Origin of the sequence: Pseudomonas veronii, from assembly GCF_002028325.1 — a bacterium.
GTDB classification, from domain to species: Bacteria; Pseudomonadota; Gammaproteobacteria; order Pseudomonadales; family Pseudomonadaceae; genus Aquipseudomonas; species Aquipseudomonas veronii.
Window position 1 is genome coordinate 3,561,645 of the sequence record NZ_CP018420.1, and the last position, 25,139, is coordinate 3,586,783.

The window sequence follows — 25,139 nt, forward strand, 5'->3', positions numbered from 1 at the left end:
GCGTTCGTCCCCGAACATATTGATAAAGAACAATAAAAGCAGGGAGTTACAGATGACTGCTCAGGTTTCATCCGAGGCAAGCCACGCCGACAGGCTTCAGCAAGAGGTTCTGGCCGACGTTCGCAACCATATTGGCCACCTTACCCTCAATCGCCCCGCCGGCTTGAACGCCATCACCCTGAACATGGTTCGCAGCCTGACCGAACAGTTACAGGCCTGGGCAGACGATCCCCATGTGTACGCCGTGGTCCTACGCGGTACCGGTGAAAAAGCCTTCTGCGCCGGCGGCGATATTCGCTCGCTTTACGACAGCTTCAAGAACGGCGACAGCCTGCACCAGGATTTCTTCGTCGAGGAATACGCCCTCGACCTGTCCATCCACCATTACCGCAAGCCGATACTGGCCCTGATGGACGGTTTTGTCCTAGGCGGCGGCATGGGCCTGGTGCAAGGCGCGGATCTGCGCGTGGTCACCGAACGCAGCCGCCTGGCGATGCCGGAAGTGGCGATCGGTTACTTCCCCGACGTCGGCGGCAGCTACTTCCTGCCGCGCATTCCTGGCGAACTGGGCATTTATCTGGGCGTCACCGGCGTGCAGATTCGCGCGGCCGATGCGTTGTACTGCGGGCTGGCGGACTGGTACCTGGACAGCACCAAGCTGGCCGACCTCGACCAGAAACTCGACCAACTGTCGTGGCAAGACTCCCCTCTCAAGGACCTGCAAGGCGTGTTGGCCAAGCTGGCCGTGCAACAACTGCCGGACGCCCCGCTCGCCGCCTTGCGCCCCGCCATCGATCATTTCTTTGCCCTGCCGGACGTGCCAAGCATTGTCGAACAACTGCAGCAGGTAACCGTCGCCAACAGCCATGAATGGGCGCTGACCACGGCCAACCTGATGCAAACCCGTTCGCCGCTGGCCATGGCCGTGACCCTGGAAATGCTGCGGCGCGGGCGCCGTTTGCGGCTGGAGCAGTGTTTCGCCCTGGAACTGCATCTGGATCGCCAGTGGTTCGAGCGTGGCGACCTGATTGAAGGCGTCCGCGCCCTGATCATCGACAAGGACAAGAGCCCGCTCTGGAACCCGTCGACGCTCCATGGACTGGACCCGAGCCACGTGGAAAGCTTCTTCCACAACTTCACGCAGGTCGCGAGATAAGCCATGCAAGATATTGAATATACTGAAGAACAGATCATGATTCGCGACATGGCGCGCGACTTTGCCCGTGGCGAAATCGCCCCTCACTCCCAGGCCTGGGAAAAAGCCGGCTGGATCGATGATGCCCTGGTGGCGAAGATGGGCGAACTGGGCCTGCTGGGCATGGTGGTGCCGGAAGAATGGGGCGGCACCTATGTCGATTACGTGGCATATGCCTTGGCCGTGGAAGAGATTTCCGCCGGCGACGGTGCCACAGGCGCCCTGATGAGTATCCATAATTCAGTGGGTTGCGGGCCAATCCTCAACTACGGCACACCTGAACAGAAACAAACCTGGCTGGCCGACCTCGCCAGCGGCCAGGCCATCGGCTGCTTCTGCCTGACCGAACCGCAGGCCGGCTCCGAAGCCCACAACCTGCGTACCCGTGCCGAACTGCGCGACGGCCAGTGGGTGATCAATGGCGCCAAGCAGTTTGTCAGCAACGGCAAGCGCGCCAAGTTGGCGATTGTGTTTGCGGTGACCGATCCGGAACTGGGCAAGCGCGGCATTTCTGCCTTCCTGGTGCCGACCGACACGCCGGGGTTCGTGGTCGACCGTACCGAACACAAAATGGGCATCCGCGCCTCGGACACCTGTGCCGTCACCCTCAACCAATGCAGCGTGCCTGAGGCCAACCTGCTGGGTGAGCGCGGCAAAGGCCTGGCGATTGCGCTGTCCAACCTGGAAGGCGGGCGCATCGGCATTGCCGCTCAAGCCCTGGGCATCGCCCGTGCTGCGTTTGAAGCGGCGCTGGCGTATGCCCGTGACCGCGTGCAGTTCGACAAGGCCATCATCGAGCACCAGAGCGTGGCCAACCTGCTGGCCGACATGCAAACCCGGCTCAATGCCGCACGTTTACTGATCCTGCACGCCGCACGCCTGCGCAGTGCGGGCAAGCCGTGCTTGTCGGAAGCGTCCCAGGCCAAGCTGTTCGCCTCGGAAATGGCCGAAAAGGTCTGCTCCTCGGCGATGCAGATTCATGGCGGGTATGGGTATCTGGAGGATTATCCGGTGGAGCGCTACTACCGCGATGCGCGGATCACGCAGATCTACGAGGGCACTAGCGAGATTCAGCGGATGGTAATTGCACGGGAGCTGAAGAACTACCAGCTCTGACTGACACGCCACAACCCCCCTGTGGGAGCGTCCCACAGGGGGGTTGTGGCGTTTATAAGCTGCTTACTGATCTTTGAATTCAGGCGCGCGCTTGGCCACGAATGCCGCCATGCCTTCCTTCTGATCCTGCGTCGCAAACGCCGCATGGAATACCCGACGCTCAAAGCGCACGCCTTCCGACAGGCTCACTTCAAACGCCCGGTTCACGCTTTCCTTGACCATCATGCTGATCGGCACCGACTTGCCGGCAATCAGCGTGGCGACTTTCAGCGCCTCTTCGAGCAGTTCATCGGCCGGGACAATACGCGCCACGACCCCACAACGCTCGGCTTCCACCGCATCGATAAAGCGCCCGGTCAGGCACATTTCCATGGCTTTGGCCTTGCCCACGGCGCGGGTCAGGCGCTGGGTGCCGCCCATGCCCGGCAGCACGCCGAGGTTGATTTCCGGCTGGCCGAACTTGGCGCCGTCGCCCGCCAGAATGAAGTCGCACATCAGCGCCAGCTCACAGCCGCCGCCCAGGGCGAAGCCGTTGACGGCCGCGATGATCGGCTTGCGACGGTTGGCCACGCGATCGGCCTCGCTGAACAGGTCGTCGATATAGATCCGCGGGTAGGTCAGCTCGGCCATTTCCTTGATGTCGGCGCCGGCGGCGAAGGCTTTTTTCGAGCCGGTCAGCACGATGCAGCCGATTTCAGGGTTGCGTTCCAGGGTGTCCAGCGCCTGATTCAACTCGTTGATCAGTTGTGCGTTCAACGCGTTCAGGGCTTGCGGGCGGTTGAGGGTGATCAACCCGACACGGCCCTGCACGTCGAGCAAAATAGTTTCGTAACTCATGTAGTGGCTCCTTAAAGATTGCGTGAGATGACCATGCGCTGAATATCGCTGGTGCCTTCGTAAATCTGGCAGACCCGCACATCGCGGTAGATCCGCGCCAAGGGGAAGTCGCTCAGGTAACCGTAACCGCCCAAGGTTTGCAAGGCGGCAGAGCAGACTTTCTCGGCCATTTCCGAGGCGAACAGCTTGGCCATGGACGCCTCGACCAGCGCCGGTTTGCCGCTGTCGCGCAGGGCGGCGGCGTAATGCACCATTTGCCGTGCGACGGCGATTTGCGTGGCCATGTCCGCCAGGCGGAAGGCCACGGCCTGGTGTTCGATCAAGGTTTTGCCAAAACTTTCGCGCTCGCGGGCATAGTCGCGCGCCGCTTCAAAGGCGGCGCGGGCCATGCCCACCGATTGCGAGGCAATGCCGACCCGCCCGCCTTCGAGGTTGGCCAGGGCGATGCGGTAGCCTTCGCCCTCCTCCCCCAGACGATTGGCGAGCGGCACCTTGACGTCTTCGAACAGGATCTGGCAAGTGTCCGACGCATGCTGGCCCAGCTTGTCCTCGACCCGCGCCACTGTGTAGCCCGGCGAATCCGTCGGCACGATAAACGCGCTGATGCCGCGCTTGCCCGCCGCCGGGTCGGTGACGGCAAACACAATCACGATGCCGGCGTTTTGCCCGGAGGTGATGAATTGTTTGCAGCCGTTCAACACATAGTGGTCGCCTTCGCGGCGCGCCCGGGTTTTCAGGCTGCTGGCATCGGAACCGGCCTGCGGCTCGGTCAACGCGAAGGCGCCGAGCATCGCGCCGCTGGCCAGGGGCTTGAGGAACTGCTCTTTCTGCTGATCGTTGCCGAACGTGAGGATCGGCACGCAGCCCACCGAGTTGTGTACGCTCATGATGGTCGAGCAGGCCCCGTCACCGGCGGCGATTTCTTCCAGGGCCATGGCGTAGGCCAGGTAGCCGGTGTCGCAACCGCCCCACTGTTCCGGCACCAGCATGCCGAAGAAGCCCAGTTCGGCCATTTCGCCGATGGCCTCCTTGGGAAAGCGGTGCTCGCGGTCCCATTCGGCCGCGAACGGTTTCAGGCGTTCCTGGGCGAATTGTCGGGCCGCGTCGCTGATTTGCAGTTGTTCGTCATTGGGCAGCATGTTCAATCCTTAATACAGGCATTCGACTGCCATGGCCGTGGCTTCACCGCCGCCGATGCAAATCGCGGCGACGCCACGCTTGAGGCCTTTCTGGCGCAGGGCCGACAGCAGCGTCACCAGAATCCGCGCGCCTGAGGCGCCGATCGGGTGGCCCAGGGCACAGGCGCCGCCATGAATGTTGACCTTGTCGTGGGGGATCTCCAGCTTGCTCATGGTGATCAGGCTGACCACGGCAAAGGCTTCGTTGATTTCGAACAGGTCCACGTCGCCCAGGTTCCAGCCGGTCTTGCTCATCAACTTGCGGATCGCCCCCACCGGCGCCTCCGGAAACAGGCCCGGCTCATCGGCAAACGCCGCATGCCCACGGATCACCGCCAAGGGTTGCAGCCCGCGCTTGTGCGCCTCGGACTGCCGCATCAGGAGCAAGGCCGCCGCACCGTCGGAAATCGAACTGGAGTTGGCCGCAGTCACTGTGCCCCCTTCACGGAACGCCGGTTTCAGACTGGCGATCTTTTCCGGCTTGGCTTTGGGCGGTTGCTCATCATGCAGGATGGTTTTTTGCTCCTTGCCCACTGTGACCTGCACCGGGACGATCTCGGCCGCGAAGCTGCCATTGCTGATCGCCGCTTGTGCGCGGCTCAGGGATGCAATGGCAAACGCATCCTGGGCCTCGCGGGTAAAGCCGTTATGTTGTGCGCAGTCCTCGGCAAAGGTGCCCATCAGGCGGCCTTTGTCGTAAGCGTCTTCCAGGCCGTCGAGGAACATATGGTCGAGCACGCGGCCGTGGCCCATGCGATAGCCACTGCGTGCGCGGTCCAGCAGGTACGGCGCGTTGGACATGCTTTCCATGCCGCCGGCAATCACCACATCAACGCTGCCGGCCAGCAGCGAGTCATGGGCAAGCATCGTCGCCTCCATGCCCGAGCCGCACATTTTGTTGAGGGTGGTGCAGCGGGTGGCCTTGTCCAGCCCGGCGCCAAGCGCGGCCTGGCGTGCCGGGGCCTGGCCGAGGCCGGCCGGCAGTACACAGCCGAACAGCACCTCATCCACGGCATCGCTGGCGATGCCGGCACGCTCGACGGCGGCGCGAATCGCCGCGGAGCCCAGTTGCGGCGCGGTCAGGCCTTTGAGATCGCCCTGGAACCCGCCCATGGGGGTGCGTGCGGCGCTGACAATTACGATGGGGTCACTCATGACGCTTCCTCTCTTACTTGGCTGCCATGCGCAAGGCGCCGTCGAGACGGATCACCTCGCCATTGAGCATGCTGTTTTCAATAATGTGCCGAACCAACGCGGCGTATTCGCTCGGTTTGCCCAGGCGTGGCGGGAACGGCACGCCAGCGGCCAGGGAATCGCGGACTTCCGGGGTCATGCCGGCCATCATCGGGGTTTCGAAAATGCCGGGGGCGATGGTCATCACCCGAATGCCGAAGCGTGCTAATTCACGCGCGGCGGGCAGGGTCAGGCTGGCGATCGCACCTTTGGACGCAGCATACGCCGCCTGGCCGATCTGCCCGTCAAACGCCGCCACCGACGCGGTATTGATGATCACGCCGCGTTCACCGTCGGCGTCCGCCTGGGTTTCTGCGATGGCCGCAGCGGCCAGGCGCAGCAGGTTGAAGCTGCCGATCAGGTTGACGTTGATCACCTGGGCAAAGCTGGCCAGGCCATGGGGGCCGTTCTTGCCGAGGATCTTCTCGCCACGTACCACACCGGCGCAGTTCACCAGCCCGTGCAAGCCCCCAAAGGCCGCAACGGTGGCCTGCACGGCGGCTTCGGCAGCGGCTTCCTGGCTGATGTCCGCCACCGCGCTGCGGGCGTTGTCGCCCAGTTGTTTGGCCTTGGCCGCGACGGCATCGGCGTTCAGGTCCACCAGCATCACCTTGGCGCCAGCGGCGACCAGCATGTCAGCGGTGGCTGCGCCGAGGCCCGACGCGCCGCCGCTGACCAGAAAAACCTTGTTTGCAATCTGCATCGTTGTTTCCTTGAAAAGTGGATCAGGCCAACACGGCTTGCGCCTTGGCGATTTCCTGATTACGCAAAATGAAGCGCTGCAGCTTGCCGCTCGGGGTCTTGGGCAAGTCGCTGACAAATTCGATTTCCCGCGGGTAGGCATGCGCGGCCAGGCGCTGGCGTACATGCAGGCGCAATTCCTCGGCCAGCTCGGGGGTGGCGCGGAACTGTTCGTTGATCACCACGAAGGCTTTCACCAGTTCGGTGCGTTCCGCGTCGGGCTTGCCGACGACCGCCGCTTCCACCACCGCCGGGTGTTCGACCAGCGCGCTTTCCACATCGAACGGGCCGACGCGGTAGCCGGAAGTGGTGATCACATCGTCACTGCGCCCGACGAAGCTGATGCTGCCGTCAGGGTTCAGTTCGACGGTGTCGCCGCTGAGGTAGTACTTGCCGACAAACGCCTTGGTCCGCACGCCGTCATAGCCGGCGAACCAACACATCGGCGATTGCTCACGGTCGACGGCGAGAATCCCCGGCTGGCCGGCGGGCAATTCCTGGTGATCGTCGTCCAGCACCACGATGCGATGCCCCGGCGAGGCAAAACCCGCCGAACCGACATGCACCGGGTGTTCCAGGCCGTGGTGATTGCACAGCACCATACCCAACTCGGTCTGGCCGTAATGGTCATGGATGGTCACCCCCAGGTTGTCGGCAAACCAGCGGATCACTTCCGGGTTCAGCGGCTCGCCGGCGCTGCTGACAATACGCAGCTTGCCCTTGATCGAGCGGGCGAATTGCTCGCCGCCGGCAATCAACAGGCGATACGCGGTCGGCGAGCCGGTCAGGTTGGTGATCCCATACTTATTGATCACCCGGCAGGTGCTTTCGAGGGTGAACGGGCCATCGTAGAAAGTAATCGGGTGGCCCATGGACAACGGTCCGGTCACACCGAAATAGATGCCATAGGCCCAGCCCGGGTCGGCAACGTTCCAGAATGCGTCTTCGGGGCGCAGGTCCACCGCGTCGCGGGTGTAGCTCTGGAACGCAACAATGGCCTTGAGCGGCACCGACAGCGCTTTCGACGGGCCGGTGGTGCCCGAGGTGAACATCAGCAGGAACGGGTCGTCAGCGCCCAGCAGCACCGGCTCGCAGTGGTTGGAATAGGTGGCCAGCTCGGCCCAGAAGCTGAAATCACCGCGTACCAGGCCTTCGCCCTTGGCGCCAGTGACCGTGACGATCGTCGGGCAGCCCTCCACTTGCGCGAGCTTGGGCCGGTTCACCGCATCGGTGACCACCACGGCCGCGCCGGAACTGTTCAGGCGATGCTCAATGGCCTTGGGGCCGAAGGCGGTGAACAACGGTTGGTAGACGGCGCCGATGCGCCAGGTCGCAAGGACCACCACCAGTAATTCGGCGGTGCGTGGTAACAGGCCGGCCACCTTGTCGCCGCGTTTGACGCCCTGGGCCAGCAGGAAATTGGCGAAGCGTGCAGCCTGGTCTTGCAAGTCGCTGAAGGTGGATGTGGCACTGCGCCCATCCTTGCCTTCCCAGAACAGCGCAATGCGCCCTGGTAACGCATGTCGGTCGCAGCATTCCACGCAGGCATTGAGGCCTTGCAGGTTACCGGCCAAGGCGCTGTCGACGGTGTGTTGGTAATCAAACTCGGTAGTGGCAGCCAAATAGTCACGCATCGCTTCAAATCCTTCAGTATTTTTATTTTCAGGACGTTTTTTCGGACGAGAGCCGCGGAAATAGTCGCTCTAGAGCGCTGCAGCAGCAATGGTCAAAGCCACCAACATGCCTGACTGGTTTGGCCAATGCCGCTTGATCATAGACCCCGCCGATCAAGCGGTCGGCCCAAGCGATTGGACGCGCCGGCCGCCAGCTTCTAACCTGATGGCCTGCGCCACCGAAGAAGCCCCTCCCGATGATCGTTCGCCCCAAACCCAACCTGCTGGGCATTCTGTTTTCGCTCAAGGGCTCGATCGCCAAGCGCATCGCCCTGCGCAGCCTGCTGGTCACGTTGCTGGCCTCGGTCATCGTGCTGGTGGAAACCCTGCACCCGGCCTATTTCTCCAAGGTCAATGCCACGCCGTTCACCTTGCTCGGGCTGTCGCTGTCGATCTTCATGAGTTTTCGCAACAACGCTTGCTACGACCGCTGGTGGGAAGGCCGCAAGCAACTCGGGCAGATGACCATTGAAGTGCGCTCACTGATCCGTGAAACCCAGGTATTCAGCGACCCGCTGGAGCGGGCCGGCCTGCTGCGCGGCCTGTGCGGCTTTGCCCATGGATTGATCGCGCGCCTGCGCCTGGAAGATGAGGCGCGAGCGGTGAAGCCCTGGATCGACGTCGAATCAGGCCACCCCAACCTCCCGGACCAGGTCCTGCAACAGCTCGGCGCGCGGTTTTCCGGGCTGGCCGAACGGGGCGTGATCAGTGAATGGCGCTACACCCAGCTGGAAACCCGACTGGTCAGCCTGACCCAGGTGCAGGCAGCGTGCGAGCGGATCAAAAGCACACCGCTGCCCTTCCCCTACACCCTGCTGCTGCACCGCACCATTTACCTGTTCTGCATTCTGTTGCCGTTTGCCATGGCCGAACCGCTGGGCTGGCTGACACCGGTGTTCACCGCAATCGTCAGCTACACCTTCTTTGGCCTCGACGAAATCGGCGACGACCTGGAGGACCCCTTCGGCTTCGATGAGAACGACCTGCCCTGCAACGCGATCGTGCAGACCCTGGAGCGCGAGATCCTGGCGGCCCTCGGCGAAACGGCCTTGCCGCCTGCCCTGGAGCCGGTGGAATACGTGCTGACCTGATACAGGTTTGACACTCGCCGTGGTCTGACCGAAGCTGAGAGCTTTGCCCTAGCTGCCTAAGCTCTCGGACGCCTGCATGTCAAAGTCACGCCGTTACTCCATCATCGGCCTGTGCGCCCTGTTGTTGATTGTGCTGATCACCTGGTATTTCTCCCGTTCCACCCCGGTGGCCGTGCCGCCCGCCATTGCCCATGGCTACGCGAAAGCCTTGAAACAGGCGCGCAACGGCGAACCGGGCGCCGCCCGCGTGCTGTACCAGCAACTGGCCCGGCCGGACTTGTCCGACGAGCGTCGTGTGGCCTTGCACGCCGAGCTGCCCAATTACCCCAGCCCCCAGGCACTGAAGCTCGCCGACAAGGACCTGGCCGATGACTCGCCGCAGGTGCGTGAAGCGGCGATTCACAGCATCGTCGGCCTGGTGCCCACGGGCCAGCGCACGCTGCTGCTCGGGCCGTTGCTCGACGATCCGCAACAAGACGTGCGCTTTGCCGCCGCCAACGCATTGCTCGGCCTCTCGCCCGACACCCTCGGCCTGTATTTCGGGCCCTTGCAGCAGGTACTCGATGAGTTCGTGAAGAAGCTCAAGGCGCAACCTGAAACCGCCGAAGGTTGGCTCCAACTGGCGCGCCTGTACATCCACAGCGCGCTGTTGCCGGAGGCGCAGAACGCCCTGGAGCAAGCGATGCGCCTGCAGCCGGACAACCTGCAAGCCGTGGTTGCGCAAATCGAACTGCTGGATAAACAAGGCAAGACCGACGAGTCCCGCCAACTGCTGGCCCGCCAGCTCGCGGCGCACCCCGAATCCGCGTACCTGCAACACGCCCTGGGCATGTGGTTGCTGCACCATGGCGAGCGTGCTTACGCCTTGCTCGGCCTGTCCAAGGCAGTGGAACTGGAACCGAGCAATCAGGATTACCGTTACGACCTGGCCACCACCCTGCACGCTCAGGAAGAACTCGAAGCCGCCCAGCGCCAGTTGGAAGAAATCATCCAGCGCCACCCGGCCAATCGCAAGGCGCGAGTGCTGCTGGTCAGCTACTGGAAAGAAAGCGGTCAATTGCAGAACGTTCAGGTGCTGCTGGCGCAGTTGGAGCAACAAAACCCGGATGATCCGGCGCTGCAACAGGGCCTGTAGGCGCGCCGCATCGCCGCCCAGGCGCTGACATTGCGCGCAAAAGACAAAAAGGTGGAACCCCGCTCATACGCCAGGGTCAAGAAGGTATAGCGCGCTCGAACGAACGCGCACCCCTTACTCGTATGTGACCTGAGGGCACTTCTTGTCTATGTCCAACGCGCTGTTATCCGAAAAGGCGGCCACCGGTATTGAAGGTCTTGATGACATTCTTTGCGGCGGCTTGTCCCGCAGCCATCTGTTTCTGCTCGAAGGCGAACCAGGGACCGGCAAAACCACCGTCGCCCTGCACTTCCTGAAGGCAGGAGCAGAAAATGGTGAACGCTCGCTCTATATCACCTTGTCCGAAACCGAACGTGAATTGCGCCAGGGCGCAAAATCCCACGGCTGGGATCTGGATGACAATATCCATATTTTCGAGCTGACCCCGCCGGAAAGCCTGCTCAATGCCGAACAGCAGCAAAGCCTGTTGTACTCTTCCGACCTGGAACTGGGCGAGGCCACGCGGCAGATCTTTGAAGTGGTGGAACGGGTAAAGCCGACCCGCGTGGTGGTCGACAGCCTCTCCGAAATCCGCCTGCTGGCGCAAAGTTCCCTGCGTTATCGACGACAGATCCTGGCGATCAAGCACTATTTCGTGCGCTACGACGCCACGGTGTTGCTGCTCGACGACCTGACCACCGAATCCCTCGACAAAACCGTACACAGCGTCGCCCACGGGGTGATTCGCCTGGAAGAACTGACGCCCAATTACGGCGCCGAACGCCGTCGCGTGCGGGTCGTGAAGTACCGCGGCCAAAAGTACCGCGGCGGCTTCCACGATTTCACCATCATGGGCGATGGCGTGCATGTGTTCCCGCGGCTGGTGGCGGCCGAGCATCGCGGCGGCTATGTGCGCGAGACCCTGAGCAGCGGCATTCGCGAACTGGATGCCTTGATGGGCGGCGGAGTCGAGACCGGCTCCAGCAGCCTGATCCTCGGCCCCGCCGGCACCGGCAAGTCGCTGATCTCGATGGTGTTTGCCGCCGCCGCCGTGGCGCGGGGCGAAAAAGCCGCGCTGTTCATCTTCGATGAGGAACTGGGCCTGCTCTTCGAGCGCATGAAAAACATGGGCATCGACCTCGCCGCGCTGCAAGCCACCGGCAACCTGCTGATCGAACAAGTCGACGCGGCCGAGTTGACCCCCGGCGAGTTCTCGCACCGCGTGCGGCGCTGCGTGGATGAGCGCGGGATCAAGACTGTGGTGATCGACAGCATCAACGGCTATCAGGCCGCCATGCCGGAAGAAAATGCGCTGATCCTGCACATGCACGAACTGCTGCTGTATCTCAACCGCCGCGGCGCCGCCACGTTCATGACCGTCGCCCAGCACGGCCTGGTCGGTGACATGCAGGCGCCCGTCGACATTACCTACCTCGCCGACACGGTCATTCTGCTGCGCTATTTCGAAGCGCTGGGCAAGGTGCGCCGCGCCATTTCAATCATCAAGAAACGCACCGGTGCCCATGAATCGACCATTCGCGAGTACCGCATCAGCAGCCAGGGCATGACTGTCGGCGAGCCGCTCGATAATTTCCAGGGCGTACTGCGCGGTATCCCCACGTACATGGGCGCCGGCTCTCCTCTGCTCAAGGATGAGGGCCAGTGACGAGCCTATCCCCCGTCTCCGAGCGCGCCATCGTACTTGCGCCGATGGGCCGCGACGGCGCGTTGGCGCTGATGATGCTCAACGAGGCCGGTTACAGCGGAGTGATCGCCACGGGCCTGACGGCCTTGTGCAACGCACTGGAAGAAGGGGCCGGCCTGCTGATTATTGCTGCCGAAGCCTTGCGCGGCGTCGATCTGGAGCCGCTGCTCGAGTATTTGCACCAACAGCCTGCGTGGTCGGATTTGCCCATCGTATTGATGACCCATCACGGCGGCGCCGAGCAGAACGGTTCCTCGCACCTGAGCGGGTTATTGGGCAATGTCACCTTCCTCGAGCGGCCTTTCCATCCTGTGACGTTGATCAGCCTGGTTACGGCGGCACTGCGCGGACGACGCCGACAATACGATGCGCGCGACCGGCTGATCGACCTGAGCGAAAGCGAACTGCGCTTGCAACGCACGCTGGAGACGCTCGAGCAGCAAGTAGAAGAACGCACGGCGCAGCTGCGCAGCAATGAAGAAGCACTGCGTCAATCGCAGAAGATGGAGGCCGTCGGCCAGTTGACCGGCGGCATCGCCCATGACTTCAACAACATGCTCACCGGCATCATCGGCAGCCTGGAGTTACTGCGCAGGCGCGTCTCCCGCGGCAAGCTGGACGACCTGGACAGCCTGATCGACCTGGGCGTCACCTCCGCCAACCGGGCCGCCGGCCTTACCCACCGCCTGCTCGCGTTCTCCCGGCGGCAGTCGCTGGATTCAAAACCCGTCGAGATCAACCAACTGGTGACCTCCATGGGCGAACTGTTGCAACGCAGCATCAATGAAAGCATTGCGCTGGACATGCGCCTCAGCGACCCGCTCTGGACCGCCGAAGCCGACCCCAACCAGTTGGAAAGCGCGCTGCTCAACCTAGTGATCAACGCACGCGATGCCATGCCGAACGGCGGCAACCTCACCGTGGAAACCAGCAACCGCCATCTCGACAGCGTGTTCACCGCCGCCTACGGCACATTGCAACCCGGTGACTACGTTGAATTGAGCGTCAGCGACAGCGGCTGCGGTATCCCGGAAAGTGTTATGGGGCGTGTCTTTGACCCTTTCTTCACCACCAAACCGATCGGCCAGGGCACCGGCCTCGGCCTGTCGATGATTTACGGCTTTGCACGGCAATCCGGTGGCCATGTGACGATCCACAGCGAAGTCGGAAAAGGCACTACCGTCAGCCTGTTCCTGCCGCGTTTCGTCGGTGAAATGGTCGTGGCCGAAGCGGCGAACCCCGCGCGGCTGCCCTTTGCCAATGCCGGTGAAACAGTGTTGATCGTCGAGGACGACCCGGCGGTACGGGTGCTGGTCAGCGCGGTGCTCAAGGAACTGGGCTATGCCTTTGTCGAGGCCAGCGATGCCAACACCGCACTGCCGATCATCGAGTCCGACCAGCGCATTGACCTGATGATCAGCGACGTCGGGCTGCCGGGCATGAACGGCCGGCAACTGGCGGAAATCGGCCGGCAGATTCGGCCGGAACTCAAGGTCCTATTTATCACCGGCTATGCCGAACACGCGGCGGTGCGCGGTGGTTTTCTGGACCCTGGGATGCAGTTGATTACCAAGCCGTTCACGTTTGATCTCTTGACGGCGAAAGTCAGGGAAATGATCCGCGCAGCCGCCAGCCAAGCGGAGGCAATCGGCAACAAGGTGCAATAAAGCCACGGTTCGAAAATGGAATCGGTCAAGGGGCTTGGGTACGAAGGATTACCACTGGGACCTGGAATTTTCACCCAGTGGACCTCAATCCTGATGATAGAGCCGCCACCCATGACGATTTCCAACAGCCTTGCCCACGCTTTTCCCCCGCATTCTTCCATTGCCAGCGACACGCTGGAGCCAGTCGAACAGGTAGCTGTAGAGCCTGACCGCGAAAGCCCCCACCTATCTGCCCCTGGCGATTCCCCCCGGGCCAGGGGCGACAGTGCGTTGGCGCAGAACTACGGCAAGGCATTGCAGGGCTTCAGCGGCGTTCCCGCCCACGACAACGCGATCATGGTGGATATTCCGCCGAATTCAACATTTGGCCAGTGGTGGAAGTTACTAGGCAATGCCGCTCGGTCGCCGGAGTTCCTCGACTGGCGGCTCACGGTCAGAGCCCTGCCCGACTCGATCAAAATCCTGCCGCAAAGTGGTCAAGTCACCTACCGTGTAACCCCAGATGTTTCGCTCAATGCGCCCTTACAGTTGCGTGCGAGCGAGGACAAGCGCTGGTCGGCGGTGCGAGAACCGTTAATGAATATCGGAGGGGTCATCTCCGACAGGAACAGGCCGTTTCCCCTTCCGTCGTCCGAGAGCACCAACCGTGCGCCGGCCTGGCTGGTTGGGCAGTTCTACAAAGAGCCGACGCGAATCGCCCCTTCCGAGCTCCAGCAACGTGCCGCCGAGCTGGAGCGCGATAAAACCTTTGCCCCGCTTGACCCCGCTGTATTCCCTGGGCTCCAGGAAACGCGCAGCGAGGACGCACTCGAGCAGCAGCAGACGCTGCTGGGGAACATCAACAACCGGCACCAAGCGACTGTGTTGTTGAAGCATCTGGGGACAGTGCTTGCCTCAGGCAGCCTTCAGCTGTCGCAGGTCCCCGCGTATCTGCGTGAAACCACCTTCGAATTGAACCCCCACTCCTCATACGAACGGGACCGAGACGTGCAGCAAGGAGGCGTGGCTAGCCTGGCTGATTTTCTTGAATACCACGGCTTTGAAAAACCCGGCACCGCACAGGACGTGGAGAACCTCAGGCGATTCCTCCTCACCCCCACACCGCGAAGCCCCGTCCATGGTAACTACGGCGGTGCCCTGTCCTGGCCGCAGCCGATTGACACGGACACCCAGCGCCAACTGTTGGCGTTCTTGCAGCACGGCAATGTGGGTGACCTGAACCTGGGGAGCAACCGCAATGTGTTGGAAGCGTTGATGCCAGGTGTAGCAGTCGAAGCCCACGAGCTTCGCAACCCACGGCAACTGCTCGACCGCATCATCCAGTCGCCCAAGGGCCAGGCGCTGGGGGCGGCCATCCAGGCCAAGTTCAACACACTGTCGGTCAAAGGCAGCGTCAATGACTGGTTAATGGCGGCCTTGAACCTGAATTACACCGATGCATTCACCCAGGCAACCTTGCCCCAGAAGCACATTTCAGGCTTTGACCTGGCCGGCCAGCAGCTTAAAGGCAAACCTTTATCAGAGACGGCCCAGCGTGTGGCCGACCATTTGTACTACGTCACGAAAGAGGCTTCGTCACCGGAAAAAGCCAATATCCAGGCCAACCTGAAACTGGCCTCCAAGGCGCCAGAGTTGCTGGTCAAGGATATCCCCACCACGGTCACTCACGGCTCCCCCGCCCACGTCAGCCTCAGTACCGCGGTGGCGCGCATAGAGGCTGAGACGCCGGGCCGGGCATCCACCATGAGTTACGGCGAGGTCATGTTGTACGCGGATATCGCCCCGGTGTCCCAGGCTCAGCGTCAGATCGAATATGTCGCCCAGCATGACGCGCTCAAGGAATGGGGCCTGACCAACAGCATCGTCACGAGTGTGACGTCGCCCGCAGATATGCAAACCATCGCCGACGCCTTTAACCAGCAGGTCGGCGAACTGCGAACAGCTTCCGAAGCACAGCGCACGCCCGCGCCGGCGTCTCGCAAGGAGATGGCCCTGGCCGAACTGCGCGAAGTTTTGGGCGATGACGCGCGCCTGGAACTGAAGTGCATCGTACTGGACACTTACGATAAAGATCGACCCGGGCCCTATTCGATATTGGACTTGTACATGGAGAACATGCTGCACAACCCGCCCAATGTGCCCTACCACCCGGCCCGGCACAACAACGCGTCACACCCCAATCAATGGGTGATCGAGCCTTACACACCACCGCGCAGGGGCCCCGGACGCTCTGCTGCCAACACGCCCAACTTCACCCTCGAGGAGGTCTTGAGCAAGACGCAAAACCTGAAAAATATCAGCAGGGAATTCGTCAGTGAGTTCCAACAGTTTGGTCGCGCCCTCGACAGCAGCGTCGCCACGCAGGTCAAGCACCTGATCGCCCAGTTGCCGCTGGAGGACCGGCAGAATATCGAATACGGAAGCCTTTCGATCTTCAAGGAGTTCAAGGGCGAACATCAGCTCAGCGGTATCGTCCGGGTCCCGGCTGCCGACGGCAACCCTGTGCTATTGAAAGTGATGCGCGACGGGATTGCCCATACCTATGAACTGAATGTCCAGAAGAACACGCTCACCAAACGCGGGGACCTCGGCGATTTCCAGCCCGGTTATCAGCCTGGGGCTCATATAGAAGACGGAAAACCGCGCGATAACAACACGCCGTATACCGACATGGTCCCCGTCACACTGTCCATTCCCGATGAAGGTTCCCCGCTGGTACGGCAACAGCTGCTACAAGAAAACACCGACACCGCCGGGCCGTTGAACAGTTTCGCCAGCCCCCGGAGCGCGGCCATCGGTGCCACGGTGGCCAAGGTCAGCAGCGTATGGGGCGCGCTGGAGGCCGAGGCTCGAGGGGTGACGACGGTTGAGTCCGAGGTACCCTTTTACAAAAAGTTAAATGAGTTGCTTCTTAACCTGATCCCATTACGGTCAGCCATCAAGCATTTTACGGAGGGCAACCTCGGCGAAGGGATCATCGACTTATCACTCGACCTGTTTGGCATCATGACCGTTGGAGCCTCCACCGTAGGGAAACTGGCTAACGTTGCAACCAAGACCCTGTCTGCCGGTAGCAAGGCCTTGCATATAGGAAAGACCCTGGGGTTGAGCGCGATCAGCCTGGTTAATCCGTTGGACGGCGCGGCGGATTTACTGCGCGCTACCGGTCGCGGCGTGGCAAGCGTCGGTAAACGCGTCATCACCGACACGATTCAAGACATCCGGCACCTACGCGGCACCCACACTGGCTACGACCTGGTCGCCGCGAGCAAACAATACGACGCAGCAGCGATGGGTACCTTCAAGACGTCCGGCGAGACCTTGCAAGGTGCCGCGGTTCTTCAGGACGGTAAATGGTATGCCTTTGATACGACGACCCGACGCCCGTTTGGCAAAGCACTGGACGATTTCCAGCCGTCAATACGAGGCGGTACTCAGGAGCTTCATGCGTGGCAAAACACGCAGCGCGCGCTCTCGCCGGAGTCGATTCAAATTCGAAAAGACTGGGGAAAGCTACTGGATCGTTACCAGGGCGATGGGGTGACGCCCAGCGCAGCATTTATGAGTGGCTATGAGGACGGCGCGCCGGAACTGATTAAAGGCTATGCCAAGGGCATGAAATCAGAAGACGTGATGAAACTGGCGCTACGCCCGGACAAAACAGCAAAAGAGGTGGGCACCTTGGTCCGCCAGCAGGAAAGGCTGGCTGTCCAGCACGGGCTCAACGGCACACAGCATTTCAACGCCCACGTAAATGCCGTCGGAGGAACGTTCACCCCCGTACCTCAGACCTTCTACCTTAGCCAGGTCAACCGCCTTTCCGATGGGCAGTGCGCCGCTCTCTCGCGTACGTTCGCATCGGCCAAGGCGCAAGGAAAAGAACGCGTATTTATTGACAACCTGTACGTTGCCGCCGCCAATCCGCGGGCTGAGGGGTCGCGAGTATTTGCTCGCACATTAGACGATGTGCAAAAAAGCATCAGTATACCGACCATGTTTCACGCCGGTAACCCACAGCGCCAGGTAACGTATCAGGACATGATTACGGAACTGGCCAATGCGCCTGGGGGCAAGACCGTGATGATCGACTCTCCCGGCCATGCGATGGTGGCCGGGTCCGTGCCGGATGGCGACGGTAAGAAGTTCTTTTTTTACGACCCGAATGTTGGGGTGGCCGAGTTTTCAAGCGAGGCCATGATGAGGCGTGGTCTCGAAAAAATATTCAATGACAAGAAGCTGCCGGTCCAATACAAAACTTATAGCAATGACCCCAAAAAACTTGAATTCAAGATCAGCGACCATCACGAGTCGTGGATAAGCACCGCGAGTCTTCATGACAGACCGGTCAAACGGCTTTATGAAGAATCCATCCCGACGACGGTTACTCACCTGAAGCCCCCCGCCCCGACCCACCACATCACTATGTCGGATTACAAGGACGTCACCGTCACTGACCCGACCGCAATCATCAGCACCCGTGGCATCAGTGATTGTACGGCCCTGGCGGTGCTTACCGACTTGAAAGAGGGTGTCTACCAGAAACGAACATTAATGCACTTCCAAGGCGGCGTGCCGACGACAGAACAACAGCGCGTGCTGAAACAACTGGAGGGATCGTTAGACCAGACAAGCAAAGTGATTTATGTGGGCGGCGATTATGTCCGGACCATTCCGGGATTAGGCATCGCTCTGAAACAAGGTGACGCCGGTGAACAAGTGCTGTTCAACATCGCAAACAAATACCCGGCGTCCACTACGATCGCAACGGCCAACCGTATTGACATAAAACCCGATGGATCGTTTGAGCTCTTCGAGGGAACCAACCCCGCACGGGTACTTGATTCACATGCAAAGGACGAGGTGCTTGCCTGGTAATCCTGACCGGCCAGGGGCATCAGCGGTTGTTGGACTGACACATGCAGGTGTCACGCCAACAACCGCAGGATATGTTCTTGCAGGGTATCCAGGTCGAACGGCTTGGCCAGGATCGGCGCCTTGCGTGTGATCGGGCTGTCGCAGTCACGAATTTCCTGCGGATAGCCACTGATAAAAATCACCTTCAGCTCCGGGCGCAACTTCACTGCCGGCTCGGCGATCTGCACGCCGGTGACGCCGCCAGGCAGGCGATAGTCCGTCACCATGAGGTCCAGGTGCGGTTTACTGGCGAGGATTTCAAAAGCCTGCTCCCCATTGATCGCCTTCAATACCCGATAGCCCAGGCCTTTGAGGTATTCATCCAGGACAAACATAATCGATTCGTCGTCCTCGACGATCAGAACGACATCTTGTGCATCTTCACTCATGGGAAGCCTTTGTCCGGTCAATTGCTGCACTTACGACCATGCAGTCACGCAGAGGTTGCGTCGAAGTGACGATTGTTTTCACGCCGACGCGTCCAGGGGCAGGCACACCCGGAACAGGGCGCCCTCGCCTATCTGGCTCTCCACCTCGATGGTACCGCCATGGGCCGCGACGATCTGTTCGGAAATAAACAGCCCGAGGCCCAGACCGGCGGCCACATGGCTGGCGGACACGCGCTCGAACTGCTGGAAAATGCGCTTCTGATTGTCGGCGCTGATGCCGATCCCGTGGTCCCGCACCTCCAGCCGTGCTTCGCCGTGTTCGCTGTACACCCGCACGCCCACCGGGCTCTTGGCCCCATAGCGCAAGGCGTTGGTCAGCAGGTTGGACACCACTTGCTCGATGCGGAATTCATCCCAGCTGCCTTCCACCGGGCCTTCCGCCTCCAGTTGCATGGACGACTCGGCGGCGGCCACTTGCGGCGCGAAGTTTTCCAGCAGGTTGCGCACCAGTTGCGTGAGGTCGAAGCGCGCCGGACGAATCGACAGTTTGCCGGTGCGGATGCGCGACACGTCGAGCATGTCTTCGATCAGCCGGATCAGGCTCTGGATCTGCCGCTCATCGCGGTCGACCATGGCGCGCATCTTCTCCAGGGTGAACGCGGCGGCGTTGTCCCGGGCCAGGTGCATCTTGCGCAGTTGGGTTTCGAGAATCAGCCCGTTGAGTGGCGTGCGGACTTCGTGGGCGACGATCGACATGAAGTCATCGCGCATGCGTACCGCCTGCTCCAACTCTGCTTGAGTGGCCTGCAGGCGTGTCAGCAGCAACTCCTGTTCGCGGCGGCTGCGCTCCAGCGCTTCCACCTGCTGCTTCATCGCCTTGCTCTGGCGGTACAGGTCGACGAACACATTGACCTTGCTCTTCACCGCATGGATATCCAGCGGCTTGTGCAGGAAGTCCACGGCCCCGCTTTCATAACCCTTGAAGGCATAGTTGAGTTCGCGGCCGGCGGCGCTGACGAATACGATCGGGATGTTCTTGGTCTTTTCGGTGCCGCGCATCAGCTCGGCCAACTCGAAACCGTTCATGCCGGGCATCTGCACATCGAGGATCGCCATGGCGAACTCGTGCTCCAGCAACAGGGATAAGGCCTCGTCGGCGCTCAAGGCCTTGAAGACCTGGCGGTCCTCGCGCTTGATCAGCGCTTCGAGGGCCAGCAGGTTTTCCGGCAGATCGTCGACGATCAGCAGTTTGGCCTGGATAGTACTTAACATGGGGAAGATTCCAGGGAAGCCAGCAATGAGGCAATGCGGCTCAAGGTCAGAATATGGTCAGGCGTGTGCAGGGCCAGGGCCGCCCGCGGCATCACGGCAATCCGTGCTTCGTCGGGGTCCTGTACGACAGTGATACCGCCCGATTGCTTGACGTGGGCCAGCCCTTGGGCGCCGTCCTGGTTCGCACCGGTCAGCAGTATGGCCAGCAGGCGCTTGCCGTAGACATCACCGGCCGAGGCGAACAGGTAATCGATGGCGGGCCGGGAATGGTGTACCCGGTCTTCCTGGCTCAAAGACAGGCTGCGGTCATGCTCCACCGACAAATGATAGCCGGGGCTGGCGAAGTACAAGGTGCCCGGTTGGATCACTTCCTTGTCCTGGCCTTCGCGTACCGGAATCTGCAAACGCCGCGCAAACACTTCCGCCAACTGGCTACGGCGCTCGTCCGGCAGGTGCAGCACGGCAATGATCGGCAGCCCGAAGGCCTGCGGCAGATCGCTAAAAATACTCAGCAACGCCTCAACGCCGCCGGCGGACGCGCCGACGACAATGGCTTCTATCCCACACATGGGGTTGGCGGCAGCGTCGTTCATGATTTCCGGTAGATCCGTTCCTGTTTGACCAAGGGCTCGAATTGCTTGTTGTAGGCGGAAAAATCCAGGGTTTCCTTGCTGCCCAGCACCAGGAAGCCACGATGACACAGCGACTCATGAAACAATCCAAACGCCCGATCCTGCAATTTTTTATTGAAGTAAATCAATACATTGCGACATGAAATTAATTGAGTTTCTGAGAAAACACTGTCGGTTGCCAAGCTGTGATCGGCGAACGTGACATTCTCGCGCAACGTCTTGTCGAAGATCGCATGATCGTAAGCCGCCGTGTAGTAATCAGCAAAGGAACGCTGCCCACCGGCCTGCTGGTAGTTGGCGGTATAGGCACGCACATTCTCCAGGGAAAAAATCCCCTGCTTGGCCTTATCCAGCGATGCCGGGTTGATGTCGGTGGCGTAGATGATGGTGCGTTCCAACAGCCCTTCTTCGCGCAGCAGGATCGCCATGGAGTACACCTCCTCCCCCGTGCTGCAACCGGCGATCCAGATCTTGATCGACGGATACGTCTTGAGCAGCGGCACCACTTCCTGGCGGATCGCGAGGAAGTGCGAGGGGTCGCGAAACATCTCGCTGACCGGAATCGTCAAAAACTGCAGCAATTGCATGAACGCTGCCGGATCGTGCAGGACGCGCTCCTGCAACGCCGAAATCGTCGCGCATTCAAACTGGCGCAGGGCGTGGGCCACACGGCGTTTGACCGACGCACCGGAGTAGTCGCGAAAGTCATAGCTGTACTTGAGGTAGATCGCCTCAATCAGCAGGCGCAGCTCAATATCACTGCTTTTTTCCAAAAAACTGCGTTCCACTTAAATACGTTCCATCTTCGGTAACCAGACGCGAATCAGCGAGAACAGGCGATCCAGGTCAATCGGCTTGGCCAGGTAATCGTTGGAGCCGGCCGCCAGGCAACGCTCCTGATCGTCCTTCATGGCCTTGGCCGTCACGGCGATGATCGGCAGCTTCTTCCAGCGCGGGTCCTGGCGGATCAGGGCGGTGGCCTCGTAACCGTCCATTTCCGGCATCATCACGTCCATCAGCACCAGGTCGATATCATCGACTTCATTGAGCCTGGCGATGGCTTCATGGCCGTTACGCCCGATCACCACCACGGCGCCTTTGTGCTCCAGGGCGCTGGTCAGGGCGAAGATGTTGCGCACATCGTCGTCCACCAACAGGATCTTGCGCCCTTCGAAGACCTTGTCGCGGCTGCGCGCGGTCTTGAGCATCTTCTGGCGTTCATGGGACAGCTGCGATTCGACTTTGTGCAAAAAGAGTGTGACTTCGTCGAGCAGGCGCTCCGGCGAACGGGCGCCCTTGATGATGATCGAGCGCGAATACTTGCGCAGCTCGGCCTCTTCGTCGCGGGTCAGGTTGCGCCCGGTGTAGACTATCACCGGCGGGAACGAGCAGATATCCTCGGTGGCCATGCGCTTGAGCAGCTCGTTGCCGAGCATGTCGGGCAACTTGAGGTCGATGATCATGCAGTCGTAGATGTTCGTGCGCAGCAGGTCGAGGGCTTCCTGGGCAAAGCCGACGGCGGTGATCTCGATGTCATCGTCGCCGATCAGGCGGGCAATGCTCTCGCGCTGCAGGTCATCGTCTTCCACCAGCAGCACGCGCTTGACCTTCTGGGTCAGCTTGGCTTCCAGGCGCGTGAATATATCCTTGAGCTCTTCGCGGGTGGTGGGTTTCACCGCGTAACCGATGGCGCCCATGTGCATGGCGGCTTCGACGCGGTCTTCCACGGAGATCACATGCACCGGGATGTGGCGGGTATTGGCGTGTTCCTTGAGGCGTTGCAGCACCGTCAGCCCGGAATGGTCCGGCAGGCGCATGTCGAGCAGGATCGCGTCGGGGATGTACTCCTCGGCCAGGCTGTAACCCTCATCCGCGCCATGGGCTACCAGGCAGTGGTAGCCCAACTCATGGGCGAGGTCGAACAGGATGCGCGCGAAGTTCGGTTCGTCTTCCACCACCAGGATGCAGCGCGTGGCGAACGGCGCTTTCTCGCGGTCGTCGGCAAAGCGCGGGATCTGTGTGGCATCGGCCACCGGCAGCGGCGAGACCGCGATGGGCTTGGGCGCCGGGGCGGCAATCACCTGGCGCGGTTGCTCGATAGGCGCAGCGTCTTCCTCGCGTTCGACGTACTGCTCCGGGATGACCAGGGTGAACGTGCTGCCCTGGCCGGGTTCGCTGGTGACGCTGATATAGCCGCCGAGCAACGCGGCCAGGTCGCGGGAAATCGACAACCCCAGGCCGGTGCCGCCATACCGGCGATTGGTGGTGCCATCGGCCTGACGGAAGGCTTCGAAGATGCTCTCCTGCTGGTCCAGAGCGATGCCTATCCCGGAATCGCGCACGGTAAAGGCGACGCCCTCCCCCGGCGCGCGGGACACCGACAGGCTGACCTGGCCCTGCTCGGTGAACTTGACCGCGTTGGACAGCAGGTTCTTGAGAATCTGCTCCAGGCGCTGGCGATCGGTAAAGAGCATGGTCGGCGTACCTTCCTGCACCTGCACCTGGAACCCCAGCTTGCGATCGGCCGCCAGCGGCTCGAACATCCCGCGCAGGCCATCGACCAGACGCGCCACGCTGGAGTTTTCCGGGCGCATTTCCAGCTTGCCGGCTTCGACCTTGGAGATATCGAGGATGTCGTTGATCAGGTTGAGCAGGTCATTGCCGGCGGAATAGATCGACTCGGCAAACTTGACTTGCTCGGCGCTGAGGTTTTCCTGAGGGTTCTCCGCCAGCAACTTGGCCAGGATCAGCGAGCTGTTCAGCGGCGTGCGCAGTTCGTGGGACATGTTGGCGAGGAATTCTGATTTGTACTTGCTCGAGCGTTGCAACTCGTCGGCGCGGTCTTCCAGCTCAAGCTGGGCCTGGTTGAGCTCGACGTTCTTGCGGTCCATGGCATCGCGCTGCTCGGCCAGGGTAAGCGTCTGCTCGGCCAATTGCTCGTTGGTCTGCTCGAGTTCCGCCTGTTGCGTTTCCAGGTGGGCCTGGGACTCCTTGAGGATGCGCGATTGCTCTTCCAGCTCTTCGTTGGCGGTCTTGAGCTCTTCCTGCTGCACTTGCAGCTCTTCGTTGAGCTGCTGGGTCTCGGCCAGCACTTCCTGCAAGCGCTGGCGATAGCGGGCGGCTTCGATGGAGGTACCGATATTGCCGGCGATGAGTTCCAGCAGTTCGATGTCGCGCTCCTGCAGCGGGCGCAGGAAACCCAGTTCGATCACGCCGTTGATCCGGTCGTCATCGCTGGTCGGCACCACCAGCACGCTGCGGGTCGTGCCTTCGCCCAGGCCGGAACTCACTTTGAAGTAATCCACCGGCACGTCGTCCAGGCGAATCAGGCGACCGAGCTGGGCGGCCTGCCCCACGATGCCTTCGTCGCTGTAGATCGCCTGCTCCTGCTGCTCCTGCTCGCGGGAGAAACCATAGGTGGCCACGCGCTTGAGGCCGCCGTGCTCTTCACGCACATACAGCGCCGCCACCACCGAGCCCATGTACTGGGCAAAGAACTGCAGGATATTGCGTCCCAACATGTTCAGGGTCAGTTGACCGAGCACCTGTTCGGCCAGTTCGGTCTGGCCATTGCGCAGCCAAGCTTGTTGCTCCAGACGCAATGCGATCTTCTGTTGCGACGCGAAGTTCGCACTGTAACTATCTGAAAGTGATAGTAAATTTTTACGACCAATGTAAGCCAGAAAGCCGCTCAGCCCCAGCACGAACACCAAGTACAGGGTGACGCTGATGAGGGTGGTACGGGTGACTTCCGCGTTGCGGGTAATCCGGAACTGTTGCTCCATCGCCACCGCGTCGTCGTATTCATTGCGAATCTCATCGGTCAGGCGTTTACCCCGGCCGGCTTTCACCGCGCTGCGGTAGTCGCCGTTCTCGCGCTGCATATCAATCATCGACTGGGCGTAGTTGTTCCACTCCAGTTGCAGGCTTTCCAGACGCTTGAGGCGATCTACCTGCTGGGGGTTGTCCGCCGCCAGTTCCTGCAAATTGTGTAAGTCGGCAATGATCCGCGGCTTGGCCACTTCATAGGGGTCGAGGAAATGCTCGTCGCCGGTGATCAGGAAGCCGCGCATGCCGGTTTCCAGGTCAACCGTCAGCTTGGACGTTTCGTTGAGGTTATTGATGACCCGATCGGTGTGCTCTACCCACTGGATCACCGACAACAAATAAGTGATCAGGCACACAAAAAACACCGCACTGAGCACACCCACACCGAGGGGCAGTGCGACGTTGCGGCTCAACAGCTTACGAAAGCTCTTTTCATCGACGGTCGACGCGGGAGTCATGGGCATGCCTTTGCCAAATGCGGAAAAACCGGGAGTTTGCCCCAAAGTTGCGGTTGAACGCTATTTTTCTGCCATGAACCGCTGCAACCCGAAACG

Annotated in this window: 17 protein-coding genes; 7 read left to right on the forward strand and 10 right to left on the reverse strand. The window is 61.1% G+C overall.

The window, feature by feature from the left end:
* The first annotated feature begins 52 nt into the window (after positions 1–52).
* Together PverR02_RS16125 and PverR02_RS16130 are read left to right on the forward strand one after the other, a co-directional pair.
* Complete coding sequence (locus PverR02_RS16125; protein ID WP_079443869.1) at positions 53–1,156, forward strand: enoyl-CoA hydratase/isomerase family protein; 1,104 nt, start codon at positions 53–55, stop codon at positions 1,154–1,156.
* A 3-nt stretch (positions 1,157–1,159) separates the two neighbouring features.
* The gene (locus PverR02_RS16130; protein WP_079443870.1) at positions 1,160–2,311 is read left to right on the forward strand and encodes an acyl-CoA dehydrogenase family protein; all 1,152 of its coding nucleotides are present in this window, start codon (positions 1,160–1,162) and stop codon (positions 2,309–2,311) included.
* 63 nt (positions 2,312–2,374) lie between these two features.
* Here PverR02_RS16130 and PverR02_RS16135 read toward each other — a convergent pair whose 3' ends face one another.
* Genes PverR02_RS16135 through PverR02_RS16155 form a run of 5 tightly spaced genes read right to left on the reverse strand, consistent with a single transcriptional unit; the run spans position 2,375 to position 7,934 of the window.
* Positions 2,375–3,148, reverse strand: coding sequence for an enoyl-CoA hydratase (locus tag PverR02_RS16135; protein ID WP_017846260.1), 774 nt, complete (start codon positions 3,146–3,148; stop codon positions 2,375–2,377).
* 11 nt (positions 3,149–3,159) lie between these two features.
* Positions 3,160–4,287: an acyl-CoA dehydrogenase gene (locus PverR02_RS16140; RefSeq protein ID WP_079443871.1), complete on the reverse strand. Its 1,128-nt coding sequence runs from the start codon at positions 4,285–4,287 to the stop codon at positions 3,160–3,162.
* Between the two features lie 9 nt (positions 4,288–4,296).
* On the reverse strand, positions 4,297–5,481 hold the full coding sequence (locus PverR02_RS16145; RefSeq protein WP_017846262.1) for an acetyl-CoA C-acyltransferase: 1,185 nt from the start codon (positions 5,479–5,481) through the stop codon (positions 4,297–4,299).
* A gap of 13 nt (positions 5,482–5,494) precedes the next feature.
* The gene (locus PverR02_RS16150) at positions 5,495–6,262 is read right to left on the reverse strand and encodes an SDR family NAD(P)-dependent oxidoreductase (protein ID WP_017846263.1); all 768 of its coding nucleotides are present in this window, start codon (positions 6,260–6,262) and stop codon (positions 5,495–5,497) included.
* A gap of 22 nt (positions 6,263–6,284) precedes the next feature.
* Positions 6,285–7,934 (reverse strand): AMP-binding protein, encoded by a 1,650-nt coding sequence (locus PverR02_RS16155; RefSeq protein ID WP_057004148.1) that lies wholly within the window; start codon positions 7,932–7,934, stop codon positions 6,285–6,287.
* A 236-nt stretch (positions 7,935–8,170) separates the two neighbouring features.
* On the opposite strand from PverR02_RS16155, the gene PverR02_RS16160 reads away from it, so the two are divergent.
* From PverR02_RS16160 to PverR02_RS16180, 5 genes are all read left to right on the forward strand, one after another.
* Positions 8,171–9,064, forward strand: coding sequence for a bestrophin family protein (locus PverR02_RS16160; protein ID WP_079443872.1), 894 nt, complete (start codon positions 8,171–8,173; stop codon positions 9,062–9,064).
* Positions 9,065–9,140: 76 nt separating this feature from the next.
* Positions 9,141–10,199: a tetratricopeptide repeat protein gene (locus tag PverR02_RS16165; protein ID WP_017846266.1), complete on the forward strand. Its 1,059-nt coding sequence runs from the start codon at positions 9,141–9,143 to the stop codon at positions 10,197–10,199.
* A 142-nt stretch (positions 10,200–10,341) separates the two neighbouring features.
* Entirely contained in the window at positions 10,342–11,844 is a 1,503-nt protein-coding gene (locus tag PverR02_RS16170) for an ATPase domain-containing protein (protein WP_046383506.1), read from the forward strand.
* Complete coding sequence (locus PverR02_RS16175; protein WP_079443873.1) at positions 11,841–13,550, forward strand: ATP-binding protein; 1,710 nt, start codon at positions 11,841–11,843, stop codon at positions 13,548–13,550. The genes PverR02_RS16170 and PverR02_RS16175 overlap by 4 nt, the downstream gene beginning before the upstream one ends.
* A 111-nt stretch (positions 13,551–13,661) precedes the next feature.
* Complete coding sequence (locus tag PverR02_RS16180) at positions 13,662–18,425, forward strand: hypothetical protein (RefSeq protein WP_079443874.1); 4,764 nt, start codon at positions 13,662–13,664, stop codon at positions 18,423–18,425.
* A 50-nt stretch (positions 18,426–18,475) separates the two neighbouring features.
* On the opposite strand, the gene PverR02_RS16185 is transcribed toward PverR02_RS16180, so the two are convergent.
* The 5 genes from PverR02_RS16185 to PverR02_RS16205 all read right to left on the reverse strand — a co-directional run bounded on the left by PverR02_RS16185 (position 18,476) and on the right by PverR02_RS16205 (position 25,043).
* On the reverse strand, positions 18,476–18,853 hold the full coding sequence (locus PverR02_RS16185) for a response regulator (RefSeq protein WP_017846270.1): 378 nt from the start codon (positions 18,851–18,853) through the stop codon (positions 18,476–18,478).
* Positions 18,854–18,931: 78 nt separating this feature from the next.
* Positions 18,932–20,125, reverse strand: a complete 1,194-nt coding sequence (locus PverR02_RS16190; protein ID WP_046383509.1) for a hybrid sensor histidine kinase/response regulator — start codon at positions 20,123–20,125, stop codon at positions 18,932–18,934.
* Complete coding sequence (locus PverR02_RS16195; RefSeq protein WP_079443875.1) at positions 20,119–20,718, reverse strand: chemotaxis protein CheB; 600 nt, start codon at positions 20,716–20,718, stop codon at positions 20,119–20,121. Before PverR02_RS16195 ends, PverR02_RS16190 begins: the two co-directional genes overlap by 7 nt.
* Entirely contained in the window at positions 20,715–21,545 is an 831-nt protein-coding gene (locus PverR02_RS16200; RefSeq protein WP_169884331.1) for a CheR family methyltransferase, read from the reverse strand. The genes PverR02_RS16195 and PverR02_RS16200 overlap by 4 nt, the downstream gene beginning before the upstream one ends.
* Complete coding sequence (locus tag PverR02_RS16205; protein ID WP_079443876.1) at positions 21,546–25,043, reverse strand: response regulator; 3,498 nt, start codon at positions 25,041–25,043, stop codon at positions 21,546–21,548.
* Between the last annotated feature and the right edge of the window lie 96 nt (positions 25,044–25,139).